The sequence below is a fragment of the Flavobacterium rhizosphaerae genome (genome assembly GCF_046000445.1).
Lineage (GTDB): Bacteria > Bacteroidota > Bacteroidia > Flavobacteriales > Flavobacteriaceae > Flavobacterium > Flavobacterium rhizosphaerae.
The window spans coordinates 72,012-94,976 of record NZ_JBELPZ010000011.1; the positions used below are offsets into that span (position 1 = coordinate 72,012).

26 protein-coding genes are annotated in these 22,965 nt (G+C 38.2%); 19 read left to right on the forward strand and 7 right to left on the reverse strand.

Features of this window, described 5'->3' with window-relative positions; all coding sequences use genetic code 11:
- Positions 1-12: 12 nt before the first annotated feature.
- The 4 genes from ABS766_RS11510 (at position 13) to ABS766_RS11525 (ending at position 6,318) form a co-directional block, all read left to right on the forward strand.
- Positions 13-3,159, forward strand: a complete 3,147-nt coding sequence (locus ABS766_RS11510) for an efflux RND transporter permease subunit (RefSeq protein WP_408085314.1) — start codon at positions 13-15, stop codon at positions 3,157-3,159.
- Positions 3,160-3,173: 14 nt separating this feature from the next.
- A complete protein-coding gene (locus ABS766_RS11515) occupies positions 3,174-4,568 on the forward strand; it encodes an efflux transporter outer membrane subunit (RefSeq protein ID WP_408085316.1) in 1,395 nt (464 codons plus the stop codon).
- Between the two features lie 214 nt (positions 4,569-4,782).
- Positions 4,783-5,208 (forward strand): hypothetical protein, encoded by a 426-nt coding sequence (locus ABS766_RS11520; RefSeq protein WP_408085317.1) that lies wholly within the window; start codon positions 4,783-4,785, stop codon positions 5,206-5,208.
- Positions 5,209-5,265: 57 nt separating this feature from the next.
- Positions 5,266-6,318 (forward strand): PA0069 family radical SAM protein, encoded by a 1,053-nt coding sequence (locus ABS766_RS11525; RefSeq protein ID WP_408085318.1) that lies wholly within the window; start codon positions 5,266-5,268, stop codon positions 6,316-6,318.
- Positions 6,319-6,344: 26 nt separating this feature from the next.
- Here ABS766_RS11525 and ABS766_RS11530 read toward each other — a convergent pair whose 3' ends face one another.
- The 4 genes from ABS766_RS11530 to purN all read right to left on the reverse strand — a co-directional run bounded on the left by ABS766_RS11530 (position 6,345) and on the right by purN (position 9,561).
- Positions 6,345-7,325 (reverse strand): YpdA family putative bacillithiol disulfide reductase, encoded by a 981-nt coding sequence (locus tag ABS766_RS11530; protein ID WP_408085319.1) that lies wholly within the window; start codon positions 7,323-7,325, stop codon positions 6,345-6,347.
- Entirely contained in the window at positions 7,316-7,786 is a 471-nt protein-coding gene (locus ABS766_RS11535; protein ID WP_408085320.1) for a CYTH domain-containing protein, read from the reverse strand. The genes ABS766_RS11530 and ABS766_RS11535 overlap by 10 nt, the downstream gene beginning before the upstream one ends.
- A 690-nt stretch (positions 7,787-8,476) precedes the next feature.
- Complete coding sequence (rnhA, locus tag ABS766_RS11540) at positions 8,477-8,947, reverse strand: ribonuclease HI (protein WP_408085349.1); 471 nt, start codon at positions 8,945-8,947, stop codon at positions 8,477-8,479.
- A 50-nt stretch (positions 8,948-8,997) separates the two neighbouring features.
- Positions 8,998-9,561, reverse strand: a complete 564-nt coding sequence (gene purN, locus ABS766_RS11545; RefSeq protein ID WP_408085321.1) for a phosphoribosylglycinamide formyltransferase — start codon at positions 9,559-9,561, stop codon at positions 8,998-9,000.
- Between the two features lie 175 nt (positions 9,562-9,736).
- Between purN and ABS766_RS11550 the strand changes: the two genes are divergently transcribed.
- The 6 genes from ABS766_RS11550 to ABS766_RS11575 all read left to right on the forward strand — a co-directional run bounded on the left by ABS766_RS11550 (position 9,737) and on the right by ABS766_RS11575 (position 15,100).
- The gene (locus ABS766_RS11550) at positions 9,737-9,973 is read left to right on the forward strand and encodes an acyl carrier protein (RefSeq protein WP_408085322.1); all 237 of its coding nucleotides are present in this window, start codon (positions 9,737-9,739) and stop codon (positions 9,971-9,973) included.
- 186 nt (positions 9,974-10,159) lie between these two features.
- Positions 10,160-11,413 (forward strand): beta-ketoacyl-ACP synthase II, encoded by a 1,254-nt coding sequence (gene fabF, locus ABS766_RS11555; RefSeq protein ID WP_408085323.1) that lies wholly within the window; start codon positions 10,160-10,162, stop codon positions 11,411-11,413.
- A gap of 9 nt (positions 11,414-11,422) precedes the next feature.
- On the forward strand, positions 11,423-12,166 hold the full coding sequence (rnc, locus tag ABS766_RS11560) for a ribonuclease III (RefSeq protein ID WP_408085324.1): 744 nt from the start codon (positions 11,423-11,425) through the stop codon (positions 12,164-12,166).
- Between the two features lie 120 nt (positions 12,167-12,286).
- Positions 12,287-12,769, forward strand: a complete 483-nt coding sequence (locus tag ABS766_RS11565; RefSeq protein ID WP_408085325.1) for an IPExxxVDY family protein — start codon at positions 12,287-12,289, stop codon at positions 12,767-12,769.
- Positions 12,770-12,771: 2 nt separating this feature from the next.
- Positions 12,772-14,205 carry a pyruvate kinase gene (gene pyk, locus ABS766_RS11570; RefSeq protein WP_408085326.1) on the forward strand — a complete coding sequence of 478 codons (1,434 nt, stop codon included), beginning with the start codon at positions 12,772-12,774 and terminating at the stop codon, positions 14,203-14,205.
- 127 nt (positions 14,206-14,332) lie between these two features.
- Positions 14,333-15,100, forward strand: a complete 768-nt coding sequence (locus ABS766_RS11575; RefSeq protein WP_408085328.1) for a Bax inhibitor-1/YccA family protein — start codon at positions 14,333-14,335, stop codon at positions 15,098-15,100.
- A gap of 88 nt (positions 15,101-15,188) precedes the next feature.
- On the opposite strand, the gene ABS766_RS11580 is transcribed toward ABS766_RS11575, so the two are convergent.
- Complete coding sequence (locus tag ABS766_RS11580; protein ID WP_408085329.1) at positions 15,189-15,995, reverse strand: hypothetical protein; 807 nt, start codon at positions 15,993-15,995, stop codon at positions 15,189-15,191.
- Positions 15,996-16,066: 71 nt separating this feature from the next.
- Entirely contained in the window at positions 16,067-16,801 is a 735-nt protein-coding gene (locus tag ABS766_RS11585) for a helix-turn-helix transcriptional regulator (RefSeq protein WP_408085330.1), read from the reverse strand.
- Between the two features lie 114 nt (positions 16,802-16,915).
- On the opposite strand from ABS766_RS11585, the gene ABS766_RS11590 reads away from it, so the two are divergent.
- The 4 genes from ABS766_RS11590 to ABS766_RS11605 are packed head-to-tail and all read left to right on the forward strand — an operon-like array spanning position 16,916 to position 18,041.
- Positions 16,916-17,218 (forward strand): hypothetical protein, encoded by a 303-nt coding sequence (locus ABS766_RS11590; protein WP_408085332.1) that lies wholly within the window; start codon positions 16,916-16,918, stop codon positions 17,216-17,218.
- A gap of 12 nt (positions 17,219-17,230) precedes the next feature.
- Complete coding sequence (locus tag ABS766_RS11595; RefSeq protein ID WP_408085333.1) at positions 17,231-17,485, forward strand: hypothetical protein; 255 nt, start codon at positions 17,231-17,233, stop codon at positions 17,483-17,485.
- Between the two features lie 13 nt (positions 17,486-17,498).
- On the forward strand, positions 17,499-17,750 hold the full coding sequence (locus ABS766_RS11600) for a hypothetical protein (RefSeq protein ID WP_408085334.1): 252 nt from the start codon (positions 17,499-17,501) through the stop codon (positions 17,748-17,750).
- A gap of 42 nt (positions 17,751-17,792) precedes the next feature.
- On the forward strand, positions 17,793-18,041 hold the full coding sequence (locus tag ABS766_RS11605; protein ID WP_408085335.1) for a hypothetical protein: 249 nt from the start codon (positions 17,793-17,795) through the stop codon (positions 18,039-18,041).
- Between the two features lie 154 nt (positions 18,042-18,195).
- On the opposite strand, the gene ABS766_RS11610 is transcribed toward ABS766_RS11605, so the two are convergent.
- A complete protein-coding gene (locus tag ABS766_RS11610; RefSeq protein ID WP_408085336.1) occupies positions 18,196-18,819 on the reverse strand; it encodes an Abi-alpha family protein in 624 nt (207 codons plus the stop codon).
- Between the two features lie 146 nt (positions 18,820-18,965).
- Between ABS766_RS11610 and ABS766_RS11615 the strand changes: the two genes are divergently transcribed.
- From ABS766_RS11615 to ABS766_RS11635, 5 genes are read left to right on the forward strand one after another with little or no spacing between them, the layout of a single operon-like run.
- Positions 18,966-19,691, forward strand: coding sequence for a TIGR04255 family protein (locus tag ABS766_RS11615; RefSeq protein ID WP_408085337.1), 726 nt, complete (start codon positions 18,966-18,968; stop codon positions 19,689-19,691).
- A 1-nt stretch (position 19,692) separates the two neighbouring features.
- Complete coding sequence (locus tag ABS766_RS11620) at positions 19,693-20,334, forward strand: hypothetical protein (RefSeq protein ID WP_408085338.1); 642 nt, start codon at positions 19,693-19,695, stop codon at positions 20,332-20,334.
- Entirely contained in the window at positions 20,300-21,061 is a 762-nt protein-coding gene (locus tag ABS766_RS11625; RefSeq protein ID WP_408085339.1) for a hypothetical protein, read from the forward strand. The genes ABS766_RS11620 and ABS766_RS11625 overlap by 35 nt, the downstream gene beginning before the upstream one ends.
- Before the next feature lie 26 nt (positions 21,062-21,087).
- Entirely contained in the window at positions 21,088-21,606 is a 519-nt protein-coding gene (locus ABS766_RS11630; RefSeq protein ID WP_408085340.1) for a terminase, read from the forward strand.
- A complete protein-coding gene (locus tag ABS766_RS11635) occupies positions 21,590-22,915 on the forward strand; it encodes a phage terminase large subunit (RefSeq protein ID WP_408085341.1) in 1,326 nt (441 codons plus the stop codon). Before ABS766_RS11630 ends, ABS766_RS11635 begins: the two co-directional genes overlap by 17 nt.
- Positions 22,916-22,965 lie beyond the last annotated feature (50 nt).

Sequence of the window (22,965 nt, forward strand, 5' to 3'; positions counted from 1 at the left end):
TACAACCCACAGATGTTAAAAACTTTTATAGAAAGGCCGGTACTCTCCACCGTAATTTCAATATTATTAACCATATTAGGTGTGCTGGGGTTAACCGCACTTCCGGTAGAACAGTATCCGGAAATTGCACCACCCACAGTACAGGTTAGCGCCACCTATACCGGTGCAAATGCCGAAACGGTGCTAAACAGCGTTATCATTCCTTTAGAGGAGCAGATAAATGGTGTAGAAGGCATGACTTATATGACCTCAACTGCCGCAAATGACGGTTCGGCCAGTATAAGCGTGTTTTTTGAGCTGGGTATAAACCCGGACATTGCCGCTGTAAACGTGCAAAACCGTGTGGCACGGGCTACCAGCCAGCTGCCTGCCGCGGTGGTACAAACGGGGGTAACTACCGTTAAAAGCCAGACCAGTGCGCTGATGTTCCTCTCTATCTATTCTGAAAACGAAAAAGAATATGATGGAACTTTTGTGCAAAACTATGCTAAAATTAACCTGGTGCCCAAACTGCAAAGGGTTAAGGGTGTAGGGCAGGTAAACGTATTTGGTACTAATGATTACTCTATGCGTATATGGCTCAACCCTGAAAAAATGGCAGCATATAGCCTTACTCCATCAGATGTACAGGCGGCTTTGCGGGAACAGAATGTTGAGGCGGCGCCCGGTAAATTTGGTGAAGATGCCGACGGTGTTTATGAATATGTAATTAAATATAAAGGAAGGCTTTCTACCGCAAAAGAGTACGAAAATATTATAGTGAAGGCCATTGGTAATGGAAATTTCATCCATTTAAGCGATGTAGCCAAAGTAGAACTTGGCGCCTTTAATTACGGGCACAAAAACTTTGGTATGGGCCATTTAGGTACCGGTATGGCTGTTTACCAGACATCGGGATCTAACGCTAATGATATTATTGACGAGGTACTTCAAATCATGAAGGATGAAGAACCTAATTTTCCTAAAGGTATAAAGTATGCCATACCTTTTAATACCAAAACCTTTCTTGACGCGTCAATAGAAAAAGTTACCCATACCCTTGTGGAAGCTTTTATACTGGTATTTATAGTGGTATTCCTCTTCCTGCAGGATTTCCGTTCTACGCTTATTCCTGCCATTGCGGTTCCTGTGGCTATTGTAGGTACATTTTTCTTCCTCAACCTTTTTGGCTTTTCTATAAACCTGCTAACCCTGTTTGCACTGGTTCTCGCCATTGGTATTGTGGTAGATGATGCTATTGTAGTAGTAGAAGCAGTACACTCCAAACTGGATGAAGGTGAAAAAGACCCTAAAAAGGCAACTCTTTCTGCCATGAGCGAAATAACAGGCGCCATTGTGTCTATAACGCTGGTTATGGCCGCGGTATTTATACCGGTAACCTTTCTTACCGGGCCATCCGGGGTGTTTTATAAACAGTTTGCCATTACACTGGCAGTAGCCATCCTTATTTCGGCTGTTAACGCCTTAACGCTGAGCCCAGCTTTATGTGCTCTTTTATTAAAGCCGCACGATGACCATGACGAGCATAAAAAGAAAAATATAAAAGACCGGTTTTTTACTGCATTCAATACCGGCTTTAACGCTATGAACCACAAATATAGCCGCTCACTTGGCTTATTGGCCAGAAAAAAGTGGATAGTAGCAATAGTATTGCTGGCATTTATAGCAGGTACCTATGTGCTTTTTACTACTACACCTTCGGGCTTTATACCCAATGAAGACCGTGGTATCATTATGTCTGACATGTCTTTGCCCCCGGGTACCACATTAGAGCAAACACAAATCTATGTGGATAAACTTGATTCTGTTATTAAATCAATGCCTGTAATTGAGGAAAGGATGAGCGTGGTAGGCTTTAGCCTTCTTAACCGTGTAAACGGTGGCTCTTATGCCTTTATGATTATGAGGCTTAAAGACTGGAGTGAACGTGAGCAGAGTGTAGACCAGGTAGTAAATGAATTGTTTGCAAAAACTGCCGGTTTTAAAGATGCCAAAATGCTGTTTTTTACACCGCCAAGTGTGCAGGGCTTTGGTACCGCAGACGGTTTTGAATTTAAAATACAGGATAAGGGCGATGATGACTGGGCTACCGTGAGTACTGTCAGCAATGAATTTTTAGCCGAGCTCTCTAAAAGGCCCGAAATACAATATGCACAAACCAACTTTAACCCCAACTTTCCGCAATATCAAATGGATGTTAATGTGGAACGGGCTAAAGATGCAGGTGTAACATTAACCGAGATATTAAATACCATGCAGGGCTATTATGGTGGTTTGTATACTACAGATTTTAACCGTTTTGGTAAACAGTTTCGCGTTATGGTACAAACCCAGCCGGAAGACCGTGCAGACGAGAAGTCTATCAACAGCATTTATGTGCGCAATGATAAAGGACAAATGGTGGGCATAAGCCAGTTTATATCGTTTAAAAAGATATACGGCCCAGAAGCGGTATCCAGGTTTAATATGCTTAAAGCGGTAAATGTTAACGGTAAGGCGGCTCCAGGGTTTAGTAGCGGTGATGCCATAAGGGCAATACAGGAAACGGCGGAAAAACATTTGCCTACTACCTATACCTATGAGTTTTCGGGCATGACGCGCGAAGAACTGCTTGCCGGAAGCCAGTCTATATGGGTATTCCTGCTCAGTCTTGTTTTTGTGTACTTCCTTTTAAGTGCACAGTATGAAAGCTATATACTGCCACTATCGGTTATACTATCATTACCGGTAGGTATAGCGGGCGCTATTGGTTTTGTAAAACTTACAGGACAGGAAAATAATATTTATTTTCAGGTGGCACTTATCATGTTAATAGGCTTATTAGCTAAAAATGCCATACTTATAGTAGAGTTTGCTATCCAGCGAAGACATCATGGCATGAGCATAACAGAAGCAGCTATAGAAGGTGCCAGGGCACGTTTACGCCCCATATTAATGACATCGTTTGCCTTTATCTTTGGTTTACTTCCGCTGGCACTGGCTACGGGTGTAGGTGCCGTGGGTAACAACTCCATAGGTATGGGTGCCGTTGGGGGTATGCTTGTAGGTACCGTATTTGGTGTATTTGTAATACCTATACTGTTTATAATATTCCAAAGCCTGCAGGAGCGTATATCAAGTAAACCTGCACCTCAGCAAAAAGAAAGCAACATAGCATAAAGTTGAAAAATATAATGAGTAACAATATATACAGAATAGTGTTTTTTGTAGCAGCCGGGCTAATGATGCAGTCTTGCTTTGTGGCAAAAAATTATGAGCGGCCCAATGTAAAGGCCGAAAACCTTTACCGTACAAAAACAGTAGCGCAGGACAGCGCTTCTTTAGCTGAAGTTTCGTGGAGGAATATGTTTACCGATCCGGTTTTACAACAGCATATAGAAAGCGGGCTGGCTAATAATTATGATATACGCTTAGCATTGCAAAATATTGCAGTTTCTGAGGCATACCTAAAACAGGCAAAGGCAGGGTACCTGCCTACACTAAGCGGTACAGCAAGTGTAACACACCAGGAGCTTGCCAAAAACAGCCAGTTTGGTAGGTTATTTAGCAGTTTAGACTCATACCTGGTAAGCGGCAACCTTTCGTGGGAAGCCGACATTTGGGGTAAAATACGCAGTAATAAGCGTGCCTACAATGCTTCTTACCTGCAAACCCTTTCTGCTACGCAAACAGTTAAAACAAAGGTTATTGCAAATATAGCCTCTATGTACTACAGGTTGTTGGCGCTGGATGAGCAACTTAAACTGGCAGATTCTACCCTTATAAACCGTAATGAAAGTGTTGAGGCCATACATGCGCTTAAAGATGCAGGAAGTGTAAATGAAGTGGGCGTAAAGCAAACCGAAGCACAGCAATATGCCACACAACTTATAATTGAGGACTTAAAAAACAATATTGTACTTACCGAAAACAGCCTGTGCCTGCTAATGGGTGAAGAACCACATGCTATTGCACGTACCAGTTTTGATGAGCAGCAGTTTAACCCTGAGTTAAAAGTGGGGTTTTCATCATCCCTTTTGCGCAACCGCCCCGATGTGATAGCAGCAGAATACAGCCTTGTAAATGCATTTGAGCTTACCAATGTAGCCCGCAGTAATTTTTATCCTTCGTTTACCATTACGGCCCAGGGAGGTTTACAAAGTATTGATTTTGAAAAGTGGTTTAGTACCAACTCTCTTTTTGCTACTGTTGTGGCAGGCCTAACCCAGCCTATTTTTAACCAAAGGCAAATACGCTCAAGGTATGAAGCAGCACAGTCTACACAAGAGCAGGCCTTTTTACGGTTTGAACTTGCCATGCTTACCGCAGGGCGTGAAGTGAGCGATGCACTTGCAAATTATAATAACGAAACCCGTAAAATAACCATAAGGCAGCAACAGGTAGATGCACTTAGAAAGGCAGCAGACTATTCGGATGAATTACTGGAGTATGGCCTGGTAAACTATCTGGAGGTATTAACCGCAAAAGATAGTGCCCTGAATAGTGAACTTAACCTGATTGATAATAAATATAACCGCTTTGCTGCTGTAATAGAACTTTACAGGGCATTAGGCGGAGGATGGCAATAATTAGCTTTTTTGGGAGTTTCTAATTATTTAGATTAATTGTTTGTTTATGTTGAGCTGCCCGTTACAAAAATGTAGCGGGCAGCTTTTTTTAAAATTTCACTAAAAAAACTGTTAATTTGCACCCTAAAATTTAAATAATAACATTTTAAGTATAATGTTGTAACCAATACAATGATATAAAAAGTAGCTTTGTATATTCTACACTACCGTAATAATGAATAAAGAGGGAAAAATAATTCTCATTGACAGCAACATAGAAAACTCTGATCATTTATCTAAGTGTCTTAATAGCATGGGGCATAAAAATGAGATTAGCGTTTTTAGTGATACAGATAGTGCTGGCAAATATATAAGAGATAATATCCCGGATATTTTTGTAGTATTTCAAAGTACAGCTACCCCACGCATAGAAGTGCCGGATACTCGTAATATGGTATACATGCATGAAAAATTTAATATGGACGAAATTCCCTATATGTTTTTGATAAATTCTGCAAAGGGTAAGGCTCCAATGCAGGTTTTTGTACATTGTTACTACAGATCGTCTGATAAAATTTTATTATCAGAAATACTTTGTGATATAGCGCTCTTTTGGAAAGACCATATTTTCCCCCCAAAAATACAACCCTCTAATGGGTAATGTTTTCTTTTATTAAGAAAATAATCTTATATATTTTGTATCTTGCTTTAAAAAAGCATGAGTGTAAACACCGTTAAAGGACAGGGAGCCGTACAAAATATTCATAATCATTTTGAAAGAAACCGTTATCAAAAATCAATTTATGATGATGATTTTGAAGAGCAGGTAGCCAAAACAGAATTTTTGGAAGTTTTCCCAAAAACTATAGTAAACCCCGTAAAAAGTCCCGATTTAAGGATGGCTTACAGCATGAATCCGTATCAGGGTTGTGAACATGGGTGCGCCTATTGCTTTGCCCGCCCCACACACGAATATTGGGGGTATAGCGCAGGTGTTGATTTTGAACGTAAAATAATGGTGAAAAAAAATGCCCCGCAATTACTGGAACAATTTTTTACTAAAAGAGGATATAAACCCGAACCCATATTGCTCTCTGGCAATACAGATTGTTACCAGCCTATTGAACGTAAACTGGAAATTACCCGTAAAATTCTGCAGGTATTTTTAGAGTACCGGCATCCCGTAGATATACTCACTAAAAATGCGCTTGTTACCCGTGATATGGATATACTTGTTAAACTTGCACAAAAAAATCTTGTCACAGTTTCTCTCTCAATCCCTACTACTAACGAAGAATTGAGGCGAAAATTAGAGCCCCGTACCTCATCAGTAAACACTAAACTAAAAGCACTGGAAACCTTATCGCAAAACGGCGTGCCAACCAACGTGATGATTGCGCCTATTATACCGGGATTAAACAGTATGGAAATACTGCAAAACGTGAAAATTATGGCTGATAAAGGCGCACAAAGCTTTGGCTATACCCTGGTGCGTTTAAACGATGCAGTAGAGCCCGTTTTTATTGACTGGCTTAACGAACACTATCCTGACAGAAAAGAAAAAGTACTAAACCATATTGCCAGCATGCATGGAGGAAAACTGGGTGAAAAAAGCGTGGCAAAACGTAAAAAAGGTGAAGGCAATATTGCAGAAATGATTCACAACACATTTAAAGTTGGCCGCCAAAAATACTTTGCCGGAAGGGAATTATCGCTGCTGGCCCTTGATCATTTTGATGGCACAAAAGGAGAGCAGTTAAAACTATTTTAGCTATACACAACAACAATACGATTTACTTATTGCAGCGTAATAACATGCTGAACTATCATTTTAGCATGTATCCGGCTATTTTCTATAAACCATTTATGAGTTTCCATGCCGCCACACACTACACCTGCCAAGTATAACCCTTTTATATTTGTTTCCATCGTTTCAGGGTCATATTGTGGTGTGCAAAACAAGTTATTACTAATAGTAATACCACATTTTTTTAAAAACTCAATATCAGGCCTGTAGCCTGTAAGCGCCAGTACATAATCTGTCTCAAGTGTAACTGTGCCGTCCGGGGTAAAAACATCTACCTCATTTTGGCGAATTTCGGTAATGGTACTGTAATAAAAAGCCTTTATGCTGCCTTCGTCAATACGGTTTTCAATATCGGGTTTTATCCAGTACTTTACCCGGTTATTTATCTCCCCTTTACGAATTAACATAGTAACATCAGCTCCTTTATGCCAACACTCTAGCGCGGCATCTACACTGCTGTTATTGGCGCCAACCACCACTACTTTACTAAAAGCATATTCATGCGCTTCTTTATAATAATGGCGTACATGGGGCAGGTTTTCCCCCGGCACATCCATATATACGGGTATATCATAAAAACCGGTAGCTATAACCACATTGCGGGCATGGTACCAGCCTTTTTCTGAATGTACTATAAATTCGCCGGACTGTTGTTTATTTACCGATATAACACGCTCATTTAGCTGTATGTTAAGATTAAAATGTTTCTGTATATTACGATAGTATTCCAAAGCCTCCTGCCGCCCCGGCTTAGGTGCTATACATGTAAACGGAACATCCCCAATTTCCAGACGCTCGGCGGTACTAAAAAAAGTCATGTACAAGGGGTAGTTAAAAAGGCTGTTTACCAGCGCACCTTTTTCTAATACTAAATAGTTTAGCCCTTTATTCCTGGCTTCTATAGCGCATGCCATGCCAATAGGCCCTCCTCCTATTATTAGCAGGTCATATATTTTATTCTCTATTTCCATGTTGTATATGGCTTGCGGCTTAAGTAAGCATTATAGTAGCGCTCATCGCCAGTTACTTCCATTCCAAGCCATTCGGGTTTTTCAAAAGGTTCATTTTCATCATTTAGTTCAATTTCAGCTACTACAAGTCCTGCATTATCGCCAAAAAACTCATCCACTTCAAAAACATGTTTGCCTGCTTTTATCTCGTAACGAATTTTATCTATAGCACCGGGTTCGCACAACATTAGCAATTGTTCGGCTTCGGCAACCGGAATTTCTCTTTCCCATTCCATACGTGTAGTGCCGCTATCATTGCCTTTGCCTTTAATAGTGAGATATCCATTAGTACCTTTAATACGTATACGCACAGTTCGGCTGGGGTGGGTGCAAAGGTAGCCCTGGGTTATGCGGTTTTGGGTGTAGGCCCCGTTCTTATAATCATCAGAAAGCACAAGAAACTTGCGTTCAATTTCAGTCATAGCAGCATTAAAAATTGTAGCTGCAAGATACTGAATTAGGGAATACCTAAATAGTATTGAGTAAATAAAAGAAGATTTTGTAACATAAAAATTTAGCAGAACACTTAAGTATTAAAATAATTAATTATTCAATAAAAAGAAGTATCCACACATTCCAATGTTAAATCTGCACCTGAATATTAGTTTTTTGGCTCTCAAAAAGCACTACTTTAAACTAAATATTATATTTTAGCGTTAAGAGAATTATAAATTATTTTTAACCTTTTTTTACGGATATCAAAAAAAAAACGTTCGTAAATTTATTACACCTTAATTTTTATATTAAATGCTACCTACTAAAAATGATAACGGAAAAGACGGGGACATGCCGCCAAAATTTTTTGCGGTAATGCTCGCAACCAGCCTTTTGGCTGTAGTATTTATTTGCCTTTTAACTATAACTTTATTTTAACTGCCACATTATAACATTGTAACTGTTTAAAGCATTTACATAATTACCCCTCAATAATTAAATTATTGAGGGGTAATTATTTTAACATTTAAAATTCTTTTTATAAAAACAACATTCCTTTAAATAAAGAAAACAGCACAATCTACAATATTTACCCAGGAGAACATGGTGCTATTGGAGGAAACGTAAAAACAACAGGCAACAGAGTTAAAATTAAAATGAGCTGGAGCTAATTGATATTAACCATCCTGCTGCTCATAAAAAGCATCTATATTAAGTTTAGGCAATGTAGCCGCCATAACCGCAAGTTCATCACAACGCTCATTCTGCGGATGCATGTTATGTCCCTTTATCCATTTAAAATCTACTTTGTGTTTTCGGTAAATAATTAAAAACCGCCGCCACAGGTCCGGGTTTTTCTTATCCTTAAATCCTTTTTTTTCCCAATTAAAAACCCAGCCTTTGCTTACCGCATCTACCACATACTTACTGTCAGATACTACAAGTACTTCAGTACCCGGCTTACTTAGTTTTTCCAACCCCACAATAACCGCCAGCAATTCCATACGGTTGTTAGTGGTTAGCCTAAAACCTTCATAAAATTCTTTACGGTAACCGGTGCCAACCTGCTCCAGTATTAGCCCGTACCCCCCGGGGCCAGGATTTCCTTTAGCGGCACCATCAGTATATATATGTACAGTATGCATAATTGTAAGGTTGTATAATTACATTTAACTTTTAAGGCATAATTTTAAACACATCAATTATTCAATAGCTCTTCTATAACTTTTGGATAATGCTCATGTTCTAATGTAAGTACCTTAGCAGCCACTTCTTCCGGGTTTAAACACTCTTCAATGGCAATGCCTTTCTGAAATATGATGTTTCCCTCATCATAATTCTCATCAACATAATGTATAGTTATGCCACTTTCCTGTTCCTTATTTTCAAGTACGGCACGGTGCACATGTAGGCCATACATACCTTTACCTCCGTATTTTGGTAACAGGGCCGGGTGTATATTTATTACTTTATGAGGGTAAGCAGTTATGATATCTGAAGGAAACTTTAATAAAAAGCCTGCCAGTACTATTAAATATGGATTAAAAGCTACTAAGTGACGCAATACAAACCCGTTATCAAGCTGTTCGCGGTTAAAAACAACTACGGGTACCCCAAAATCTGCTGCTTTTTCTATAACACCAGCCTTGCTGTTATTACAGAAAACAGCCACAATATTGGCAGTACTATTCTGACTGAAATGCTCCATTATTTTCTCGGCATTAGAACCTCCGCCCGAGGCAAAAACCACTATATTTTTCATAACAAAAGGCTTTTAAGCTGCAAAAAAAAGAATAATATCCTTCAAAATAACAGTACTTTTATATTTTTATAAAATTAATTTTTTACTTTAGTACTCACATTTTTTAGGTAATACGTGGTTTTAAAATAAAGTTTTTTATTTTTGCCGTCAAATTAAATTCTAAAATTAAAACATTATGTCAGACATTGCATCAAGAGTAAAAGCGATTATCGTAGACAAATTAGGTGTTGACGAAAACGAAGTTGTAAATGAAGCTAGCTTCACTAACGATTTAGGAGCCGATTCACTAGACACTGTTGAGCTTATTATGGAATTTGAAAAAGAATTTGACATTCAGATTCCGGATGATCAGGCTGAGAATATCTCTACTGTTGGTCAGGCTATTTCTTACATAGAAGAAGCAAAAAAGTAATAAATAAGTAACATCCATGCCCCTACCCGGTTCATGGATGTTATTGTTTATTTTCATACCCAAATTTTAAACTGAACGGCAAAGGCCTTATTGCGCCCTCGTGATAAATACAAATAATGCCCATGTTTTCTAGCTAATAAAGAATAGATACATGGGTATTGTGTTATAAACTGTAAAACTGGCTTTATGAAATTAAGAAGAGTTGTAGTAACCGGGCTTGGTGCTGTAACACCTATAGGAAATACCGTAGAAGCATATTGGAACGGCCTTATAAACGGTGTGAGTGGCGCTGCCCCAATTACATATTTTGACGCTTCAAATTTTAAAACAAAATTTGCCTGCGAAGTTAAAAACTTTAAAATTGAAGATTTTGTAGACCGTAAAGAGGCACGCAAAATGGACCGCTATGCGCAATATGCCATAGCAGCTACCGATGAAGCGGTTAAAGATGCCGGGTTTAATTTTGACACATTAGATAAAGACCGTGCTGGCGTAATATGGGGTTCTGGCATTGGAGGCCTTGAAACTTTTCAGGAAGAAGTTATAAATTTTGCTAACGGAAACGGTACACCAAAATTTAACCCGTTTTTCATCCCTAAAATGATTGCAGATATTGCCGGCGGGCATATTTCTATAAAATATGGGTTTCGTGGCCCTAATTTTACAACCGTTTCAGCATGTGCTTCATCTACCAACGCACTTATTGATGCATTTAACTATATACGCCTTGGGCATGCCGATGTTATTGTGAGCGGCGGTAGCGAGGCGGCAGTAACTATAGCCGGCATGGGCGGCTTTAATGCCATGCATGCCTTAAGTACCCGCAACGATGCCCCGGAAACCGCAAGCCGCCCTATGGATAAAGACCGTGACGGATTTGTACTTGGTGAAGGAGCCGGCACACTCATTCTTGAAGAATATGAACATGCTATAGCGCGTGGCGCTAAAATATACTGCGAAATAGGCGGTGGCGGTATGAGTGCCGATGCGCACCACATTACTGCCCCTCACCCCGAAGGGCTTGGCGCTAAAAATGTAATGCTGTACTGCCTAAGGGATGCAGGCATGAAGCCTGAAGATGTAGATGGTGTTAATATGCACGGTACATCTACACCACTGGGAGATTTGGCCGAAAGCAAAGCCATACTTGAGGTGTTTGGCCAACACGCCTACAACCTTAACCTTAACTCAACAAAAAGTATGACAGGCCACCTTTTAGGTGCAGCCGGGGCTGTAGAAGCAATAGCCTCTATACTTTCTATAAAACACGGCATAATACCTCCAACCATCAACCATTTTACGGATGACGAAAGTATTGACCCTAAGTTAAATTTTACATTTAATAAAGCTCAGAAAAGAGAGGTAAAAGTGATTATGAGCAACACGTTTGGCTTTGGCGGGCACAACGCATGTGTACTGGTTAAAAAATTTGAAGAGTAATATAAGCCTATGGGCATTTTGAATAAAATATTTAAAAAATCCCGTCAACCCGAAGGTGACGGGATTTTTTATAATCAGATGAAAGCCCTGCTGGGCTTTGCGCCACTTACTATAGACTATTATCAAAGGGCTTTTATTCACCGCTCAAGCAACAAAACAGACGAAAACGGCAATGCAATAAATTATGAAAGGCTTGAGTTTTTGGGAGATGCCATGCTTGGGGCTGTAATTGCCGCGCATCTTTTTAGCGAAGTGCCTACCGGCGATGAAGGCTACCTTACCAAAATGCGCTCTAAAATTGTTAGCCGTGAGCACCTTAATGAACTAGGCCGTGACCTCAACCTAATAAAATGGGTAAAAAGTAAGGTATCTGCACAGCATTTTGGCGAAAATATTCACGGCAACCTTTTTGAAGCCTTTATAGGCGCTATTTATCTTGACCGTGGCTTTGTGTACTGCGAAAAATTCATATTCGAAAAAGTAATAGTGCCTTATGTAGACATTCCTAAACTTGAAGGTAAGGTTATCAGCTACAAAAGCCTTGTTATTGAATGGTGCCAAAAAGGTAAAAAACCGTTTCATTATGAAGTGTATGAAGACAATGGTACCGAAGGGCAAAAACATTTTGGGGTTAAACTGAGTATAGATAATAAAGTAGTGGCAAAGGCAAGGGCCACTTCTAAAAAGAAGGCAGAAGAAAAAGCCTCACAAAGGGCATATTTTGCATTTCAGGAAAAAATTAACAAAAAATAGCGTAACTACACTGATTGCTAAAACGTTTTCGAGAAAAAAATATCATTAACTTAATTTTAAGTTTTATGAGTTTGATATATAAATGCTATATTTACGCCTCGTATATATATTACCTTTTTTATGGCCGTCCACAAACTGGTATTCGACGATTTTTTGACAGTTGATTATGGTTTAATTGCCATACATTCCTCGATTGAAGATTATAGGTTGGCCTATTTCATAAACAGGGAGCTGGAATTGAGGCTTGAAAAAAGCGCCGATATTCATTGTAAGATTCCTGCAGGTGACAGCTGTTTTTCAAGGTATATATTTATGGATGAAAGTACAGATTGTAGCTGGAACCTTATACAGAACAAGAATGTTATAGCCCGGAGCGGTGCAGATGCCACATCTCTGTTTCACGAAGGAGGGCTTTCTTTTACTACTACTGCTTACTTAATGCCCGAGCTGAAAAAGGTAGATTATATACTAAAAGTTGAAAACCCTCATACCCCAACTATGCTTGATGAAACAGTGAAAAAACTACTTTCATTTCAACATATTTCAACAGCATATAAACCAGACGTTCACACACTAAAATATAAAAACAATTTAATTTTTTAAAAATGCTTACAAATAAAAAAACCAAGATAGTGGCCACATTAGGGCCTGCCTCCAGCACAAAAGATGTTATTGGTGCAATGATGCAGGCTGGTGTAAATGTGTTCAGGATCAACTTTTCGCATGCTGACTATGCCGACGTTAAAACCCGTATTCAGATCATCAGGGATTTAAATGAAGAGATGGGCTACAATGCCGCTATCCTGGCCGACCTTCAGGGGCCTAAACTTCGTGTAGGCGTAATGGAGGAAGGTGTTATGGTAAACCCAGGTGATATGGTTACCTTTCAAACTTCAGAAAATGTGATAGGCACAGCCTCGAGAGTATATATGAATTATAAAGAGTTTCCACGTGATGTTAACCCTGGAGAAAGGGTGTTGCTGGATGATGGTAAACTTATTTTTCAGGTAACCGAAACCAACCGCATAGATGAAGTAAAAGCAGTGGTAATACAAGGTGGGCCACTTAAAAGTAAAAAAGGGGTAAACCTGCCTAATACAAAAGTGTCGTTACCGGCCCTTACAGAAAAAGATATTAGAGATGCCATTTTTGCCATTGGAGAAAAAGTAGACTGGATTGCCCTTTCTTTTGTAAGGTACCCAAAAGATCTTCAGGATCTTCAGGATCTTATCAATGAGCATTCTGATTATAAAATTCCGATTATTGCTAAAATTGAAAAGCCGGAAGGTGTTGATAATATAGATAAAATTGTTGCTTATTGCGACGGGCTTATGGTTGCCCGTGGCGACCTTGGTGTGGAGATGCCTGCACATGAAGTGCCGTTAATTCAGAAAAAACTTATTAACCGCGCAAAAACAGCCCGTATACCTGTTATTGTTGCCACCCAAATGATGGAAACCATGATTAACAGCCTTACGCCAACACGTGCCGAGGTGAATGACGTGGCTAACTCTGTAATGGATGGTGCAGATGCCGTAATGCTTTCCGGAGAAACTTCGGTTGGTGAATACCCGGTACAGGTTATTGAAAAAATGACGCAGATTATTGAAGCGGTTGAAGATTCACCACTTATCCATGTACCACAAAATGTACCACAGGTTCGCACCAAAAGGTTCATTACAAAATCAATATGCTACCATGCAGCGCAAATGGCCAATGTAATAAAAGCAAAAGCTATTTGTACACTTACCAACAGTGGCTATACAGCATTTCAGATTTCTGCCTGGAGGCCACATGCCCAAATAATTGTATTTACAGATAACAGGAAGATTGTGGCGCAAATGAGCCTGCTTTGGGGAGTAAATGCATATTACTATGATAAAAACCTGAGTACAGATGCTACCGTAGAAGATGTAAACAGGATAGCAAGGGAAAAAGGCCTGGTAGAAAAAGGCGATTTTCTTATTAACCTTGCTGCGATGCCTGTTACAGAAAAAGGCATGGTAAACACTTTAAGGGTTTCAGAAATTACAGAATAAATTTATAGTAGTACATATAGCAAAGGGCCGCTTTATAGCGGCTTTTGCAATTTAAATAAAAGAAAAGGCATACATTTTGCTTTTAAAAACTAAAAAAGTATATTTGGTTAAACCAATTAAATGAAAAATGAATTTAAAATCTAAAAACCCTTTTTTAAGTAGTAAATCTTTTGCCAATGGCAATACTACTGTGTATAATGCCGACGGCAGTATGGTTATTGATTATAACGATACCATGACTGTAAACGGTGCGGCTAATAAAAGCTTTTTGCTTTTATTTTTATTAATTGCATCAGCCGTAGGCTCATGGGCACTAATGGGGCGGGGAGTTAACCCCTATACGCTTATTATTGGCGGTGCAATAGCTGGTTTGGTTGCTGTATTGGTAGCCTCTTTCAGGCCACAGCTATCACCTTACCTTGCTCCTGCTTATGCCATTATGGAAGGGCTGTTTATAGGGGCGGTTACCCTTATATTTGAAGTGATGCAACCCGGCATAGCTGTTAATGCAGTACTGGCTACATTTGTAACCTTTATAGTTTGTTTTTTACTATATCGGTTCCGCATTGTAAAAGTAACAGAGCAATTTAAATCTATTGTAGTAGCAGCTACTTTTGCTATAGCTACTTACTACCTTGTGTCATGGTTGTTTTCAATGTTTACTTCTTTTGAGCCGGTACATTATGGCAGTTCATTAATGAGTATAGGCATCTCTGTTTTTGTAATTATAATTGCAGCATTAAACCTTTTTCTTGACTTTAATATGATTGAAGAAGGCGCTCAAAAAAAGCTACCTAAATACATGGAATGGTTTGGTGCAATGGGCCTTATAATTACTTTGGTATGGCTTTATGTAGAATTTTTAAGGCTTTTATCAAAACTGTCAAGAGATTAAATAGTTGTATAACTATAAATAAAAATAGGCGGCCTGGATTTCAGGCCGCCTATTTTCATGTTTCGGATTTTTTATTTTGAGAGAGTAACTATTCCGTAACGCAATTAATATATTCCTGCAGTACCATACCCTCCTTAAAATCCCTTTCAAATTTATTAAGTTTAATAGTTGTAAGCTTACTGTTTTTAAAACTTTGTAAATCAACATCACCCTTAACAGCAAACATAACACTTAATAACGTTCCTCCAATCGTACGAGCCACATGCTGAACTTCCTGTTCTGGCAACTCAAATGTGCTTCCGTCATCAAATGTCAGTAATAAACCCCGCAATATTATATCGCTTGCCACTTTTTGAGAGGTAGGCAGGTTTATCTTCAAAAAAGCGGTAGGCCCCTTTCTTTCCAGGCAGGATACCTCTACACCATCTGCAAAAGGAAATGCAAAATATTGAGTACCATCGGGCAACCTTTTCTCTAAAAGCTGCTCACAAAAAAAGCCTTCAGGGTATACAAGCCCTCCTATTACTTCAAACGGGAAGGAATGGCTAAAGCGCGGATCATAGTCAAAATACAGTATTCCGGTTTCTTCATTCTCTATTTTAAGTTTATACTTATTAGCGCCAATCGAGTTTGTATAAGGTATGGCAGAAACAAAATTAAAAACCCTGCTTTCCAGCTTGTCATAAGGAGTACTTGTACTTTTCTTCTTATAGATTTTTTTAAGGGCTTCATCGGTATAAAAATTATTATACCCATACTCTTGTAAAGAAGCCTTCATAGGCTTAACTTTTAATTGTTTACCTTCAAGCAACGTTACTTTTTCACCAGGAAAATCCTGTGCCAGGGTAGTTAACGGCATAATGGCTATAGCAAGTATAGCGAGAATTTTTTTCATTGGTTGATAAATTATTTATTAGCCCGCTAAAATAAAATATTTTCTTATTCAGAAATAAAAATTGTGTTATGTTAATAAAAATTCTTTTTACTAACACTACGGCTTACATCTATAACATAGAATAAAGCCTGTATATCATTAATATTAAGTCGGAAATCGGTAAACTCCGGGCTGTCATTAAGGGAGTGACACATGATGTATCCCTCCTGTGTATTATGTTCTATAATTTCTTTGAGCAGCGGCATTTTACTTTGGGTAGTATATATAACCCAATACGGAAAATCGCGAAAACGCAGTTTACTCTTCCATAAATGCCTTTGTAATTCGCGCGTACTAACTATACTATTCCGGGTTATGGCATGGCTGGAGCCATCATCCATACTGTCGCCATTTACGCGGAACGCCACATAGCGCCCCTGCACCGGTTTATCAACCAAAATACCATGTTGGCTAAGGTCCATCAAAAAATCAGTATCCTGATAATGGTCAAGCAACCCCGCCTGAATTTTAAATTCTGCCAAAGGCATCAGCATATAATATTGTCCGTTAGGCAATTCTATAAAACGGTTTCCGTTTTTATTTTCAAAATCATCGGCAAGACGCACCACTTCTTCATTATTTACTTTTTTATGGTAAATAGCGCCATCCTGAAGCACTTTGTTTAATATTTCACTTTTACTTTTAGGAATAGGCCTTCCTTTTTCATAATTAATAATCGTTTCACGGCTCGATCCAATAAGGTCGCCCAACTCCTTTTGGGTAAGACCCAGCTCTTCACGTCTTTTTTTTATATCCAAACCTTCCATAATCAACACTTTACATTTTAAAAAATAAATACTGAACAGAAAGCGCAAAATTTAACATTAAAATAGTTGCTAATGTGTAATATTGCACATATCTTTGCAATGTGATTTCAACAAATGTACGATAAAATGTTTAATAAACAACATTTAACAGAACAAATTATGGAATATACCGCTATACAACAATGCTACAGGCACTATCTAGCTTCACACAGGTCAAGTACAGAAGTGGAAAATGCTTTGCAAATTGTACAAAATTTACACACATTAAGTGAAACATTACACAATCAAAAATTACAATTACAAGATTTCAATAAAAATACATCAAATGAAAAAACATTAATAACCCAGAGCCATCAGGATAATATACGGGCAATCATGCTTTTTAATAAAGACAGGCGGTTTAGCATTACGGAATAAAAATGAAAACGTATGGATATGCCATTTTGTAACACACAGCTTCCGGCTCAAAGTGAAAAGCTTCAAAAAACACTTCATAACATTGCATTAATCAAAGCCGAAATAGAAAACATACGCACCCTTCCCTACTACAGCATATTTAACAGGGAAGATGAGCGCCAGGCCGACCTGGCAAAAGCAAACCGTAAGCTTGAGCAGCTAAAACAACTTTTGCAGTTGAATACAGACCAAATCAACATTTTAAATCATACCATTAATAAATCTTAAAAACACAAGAAAAATGACAATCACAGGAACCATTGAAAGTATTGAGTACAGAAACACAGCAGGACATGAAAAGAAAGTAGTAACCATAGTGCCAGACCACCGTCAGCGTGCCTTTGTAGAATTCCGTGGCCGCCGCATGGAAGAACTTGAGCCCTATAACGAAAATGACGAGATACAGGTAGATGTATCGTTAGAAGGTAAAGTAAGCAAAAATAGCGGTATACAGTATAACAACCTGGTAGCCTTTGCTGTAAGAGGTTGTTAGCAATAACTTTAAAACTAACCTATTTTTATAAATTTTAAAAAGATGAATTACAAAATTAAAGGTATAGTAACCGCCGTCGGCGAAATCAAGACCACAAAATTAGGCACCGCAGTACAACAACTGCATTTTGAACAGGAAACCGGGCAGGTGTTTTACCCATCGGCATTGGGTACCAAAATAGAACTCCTTGAGGATATACTACCGGGCGATGTAGCTGAACTCGAGTTTCACATTAACGGCAGCAAAGGCACGTATAACAACGTAATAATAGATAATCTTGTAAGGGTATAGTTTAGTTGTTAGTTGACAGTTGTTAGTTAAAAAGCATTATAAAAAACTAAAACCAACAACTGGTAACCAACAACCGTCAACCAAATAGTTCTTTGACATTCCGGCAAAACCAATTAATAAGCCCCGCTTTGTGCGCGGTACCATTACATCCTTTTCAGGATTTATTATCACCGTACTCATTACTACAGCACACTAAAAACTCCCTGCCCAATGCAGTAAGGTAAAACATATCATTAGTAAAATGCATGGTTTTAATACGTAGTGCCCCGGCCTTTTTTTGCAGGTATTCCGCCTGCTTTACAAGTCCCAGACGCAACAGGTTATACAACTCTGTTTCGCTTACCAGCAATGCCTTGAACGATATAAAATTATTTTCGGCAAACTCATTAAGCTGCTCTGCCTCACGGGAGGAAAGCTGGCTGAGTATATATGGGAATACCGAAGAGCTATAGCTTTTATCGGCATCTACATAGTTTACAAACAGGTTCACCCACATCTGCTGCAGGTTGTCATCTTCTTCGAGCGATGAATACTCCAGCAGCGGCACCAGGTTTTTAACCGAAATCTTTTTCAGGCTGATGCCTTGTTTTTTAATACGTTTTTCAGCCTTATTCAATATCCTGAGCTGGTTATTGAAACGCCATGCCCGTATCGGGTCGGCAATCAGCAGCCCAACCTCTTCCACCGCAGGTCCAATCAGCTTGCCCAGAAAGTTTTTGGCCGCATCCAGGCCCTTTTCCGCTAATGAAGAAGTTATATTTATCTTATTCTCGCCCATATTAAAAAACTTTATTTATAAAACTAAATTTTTTTTTTAATTAAAAAGTTTGTAAATTCACATAACTTTAATAGAGGAATAATTTGCAAATGTCGATAATAAGTTTAGATTTGTCCACGTTTATTATAAACATTTCTTAAAACTACATGAAGTTACCTAAAAAAATATATCCCGACCCAATTGTATCATCAACAATCGAAATTCGATTTAAATCTTTGATGGAAAAAAAAAATATTCTACCTTCATTTTTATCAAATTTTTATACTGAATTAAATTCTTTTGAGCAAAGCAATATCCCTCCTGAGTTAAAACAAGCTGATGATATCTTAAAATATTATCCCGATTATACATTAAAAAATGATAAATATTCTCTCTCATTTAGTGATGTAGCCTTTGCTTTTGAAAATGTATCGGAATATACTTTATGGGAGAACTATTCAAGTTTTATTTTTGAAAAGCTAAAAAAAATTTTTGAATTAAATTTAATCGATAAAATCGACCGAATAGGATTAAGGTTTGCAAGTTTAATCAATCAAACTGGAGACTTAAATAGAATCCTAATAAACACTCCTAATATTTCAGTAGCTGATTTTGATAATTTAGAATTTAAATCTTATTCTTGCGTTGTGAGCAAAGACCTATTCAATTTACATTTAAAAATAAATTCTAATCAGGAATTATTAGCAAAAGCAAAAGAGCGTAAAGGACTATTAATTGATATTGATGCGTCATTTGAAAACAAACATAATGAGGATTTTTCATATCATAAAACATGTGAAATAATTTCTGATTTACATTCTGTTGAAAAAAAATTATTCTTTTCTTTATTGAAGGAAAAATTTATTGAAGAAGAACTTCAACCAACATATTAATATGGATACAAATAGTACCGAAAATCCTACATTTTCTTATCTTTTACAAGATTTTGAAAATTGTAAATCCAAATTTACTGGCTTAACAAACAATGTTAAATCACAAGAAGAGCTAAATCCATTTATTGCTCATATTAATGGGTTTATAGCCTTGAAAATCTTAAATTTAACGAATATTTACAAAAATCAGCACACAATTACATTAGAAGACATAAGTGAAAAGAGTTTTTTGTTTGGAAAAAAAATATTAACAACAAAAAAACAATTACCTAAAAGTAAAAATTTAGAAGTTTTAGACAATCTTTTCAAGAATGAATTAAAGACTTACGACTATAATAAAATAGGATACACCAAGGCATATTTGATTGAAGTATTTGAGAGTATTGCCAGTCCCATTTCAACTTTAAAATTTAATCATGCTAATCTTTTTATAAATAATTCTAAAAAGATTAAATTTAGCTTGTATTTTGAAAACAATATAAGTTTAATGATTAATAAATCTTTGGAATTAAAAAACGAACTTAATAATGATAATTTAGTTATTTACTCTTTTTTTTCAAATAAAGAACTTATTCTTTCAGATATAATTGAGATTGGAACTTTAGTAGATGGATTTGAAAAATATTTGGAAGCACAAATTTAGCGTATTCAATTTAATATCAATATTACCAAAAAAAGCTTATAAGCAAAATATTGATTTTGACAATCTTTTGAGTAAGAATCAAATCTTTTTACTCCGAAGATCTAACTTGTCATTTTCTAGTACTTATAGAAAAAATGGAAGTGGTGGATATGAATGTAATGAAGATGCATTAGTTAATAATCCTAAGGAGGCATTTAATTTATCTACAAATATTTTTGGCGGGAAGTTTAAAGAAAAACATATTAATTTTCGATTAAGCTTAAAACATTTTGCAGGCAGAAAATGGCATAAAGGAACTAAAATCTGCACTTTCAAACACTTGTCAGGTGTTACTATAAATCCACCATCATGCTCAATCTTTATTGATGCAAATAAAATTCATAGAGTACCTAGAACATATTCTAAAGATTTAAAGCCAAACGATAATATTTTAAAAAATTATGAAAAAATTACAGGATTTAATCCTGTGATGAAAAAAAAAGGAAATAAGGAAAACAGTTATGAATTATCTGGATATTGCAAAATTGTACATGACCCACTAAACTTTAATTATTGGCATGCTGAATATGGTTTTTATGATTTTGATGATCAAAGAATTAAAAAATTAGGAGCTAAATGGATAGAAAGCTTTTATAATAATTTAATTGACAATACAATATCAATAAATTGTTACCCAGAACCATTTGGTAACAATTACAAAATAAATAAAGATACATACTTGGATTGATCAAATACTTCCCAAAACAACCATGAATGAAAGCAGTAACCGCTGCTTCCACCACTACACAACACAAAAACTCGCTCTACAACCCCGAGTATGCCGATACCGCTCGTAAAATGTGCCTGCTGGGCGCTACCGACCGTAACCTGGCGCAACTTTTTGGCGTTACCCGCGAAACTATAGTTAACTGGAAACGAAAATACCCCGATTTTAAGGCGGCCATGTTCCGCGGTAAAAAAGCAGCCGACCTGGAGGTAGCACATTCACTCTACCAGGCCTCGTTAGACCGTATTATTACCGTAAAACAAGCCATTAAATGCAAAGAAATCTACTATGATGAAAACGGCAAACGGGTGGAAAAAGAGCGGGTGGAAATTGTGGAGGTGGAAAAGCACATACCGGCCGACTTCCGGTCGCAACAGTTTTGGCTGCGCAACCGCAACCCCGAACAATGGAACGAAAAATGTGACGACAGTGCAGAAACCCATCAACCTGTCTCGCTCAATTTGGGCTTCGGCCAAAATCCCGAAGAGTATGAAACTACTCCTTAAGCAGGAACATGCCGTGTTTTTCCTGAAAGACAACATAACCGAAGAAGTTTTATATGGCGGTGCGGCAGGCGGTGGCAAGAGTGCGTTGGGCTGCCTGTGGCTCATGGAAATGTGCCAGAAATACCCGGGTTCGCGCTGGCTTATGGGGCGGAGTAAACTCAAAACCCTTAAAGAAACTACCCTGCACACTTTTTTTGAACTGGCCACCACGCTAAAACTCAGCCCACAGTTTACCTATAAACCTGCTGAAAACATTATTTACTGGAAAAACGGCAGCCAGATTTTACTGAAAGACCTTTTTCACTACCCCAGCGATCCTAATTTTGATAGCCTGGGTTCGTTAGAGATTACCGGTGCCTTTATAGACGAGTGCAGCCAGGTGGCTTACCATGCCTGGCAGATTGTAAAAAGCCGCATACGTTACAAGCTTACCCATTATAAACTAATACCAAAGCTATTAGGCAGTTGTAACCCCACCAAAAGCTGGTCCTACAAAGAATTTTATAAACCCTGGCGGGAAGATAAACTACCTGTATACCGCCGCTTTATACAGAGCCTCCCTGCCGATAACCCACACCTGCACCCTGGTTACTTGCAGTCGCTGTTACGGTTAGATAAAAACAGCCGCGAACGTCTGTACTACGGCAACTGGGAGTATGATGACGACCCGGCAACGCTTATAAGCCACGATGCTATAGCTGATTATTTTAACCCGGTACACATTCCGCAGGAGGGGTTAAAATACATGACCATTGATGTGGCCCGTAAAGGTAAAGACAAAACGGTGTTCCGCGTCTGGCATGGCTGGGTGTGCATTGCCCGGGAAGCCATAGCAAAGTCAGGACTGGACGAAGTGGTAGGCCGTGCCAAAATACTGCAAAGCAAATACCGCATAGCCCTGAGCAACATTATTGCCGACGAAGACGGCGTGGGTGGTGGCGTGGTAGATTTTTTGCGCTGCAAAGGCTTTATAAATAATGCCACACCATTAGAAATGCGCGAAGGCAACACCTACATAAAACCAAATTACGACAACCTGAAAAGCCAGTGCAGTATTAAAATGGCCGAGATGATTAGCAACCGTTTAGCTGGAGAACTGTGTGATGATGATACCGTTATACAAACGGTTACTGAAGAACTGGAACAGGTAAAACTGAAAGACATAGACCGAGACGGTAAACAGGGTATTGTAGCCAAAGAACGCATTAAAGAATCTATTGGCCGCAGCCCTGATGAATGGGACAGCATTATGATGCGCTACTGGTTTGCCCTGCGTAAAGATTTTTCGGCAAGGGTACGGGTAGGGTAAAAGCAACAAACAGAAGTCTAACCCTAAAATAACATAAAAACAATCAACAG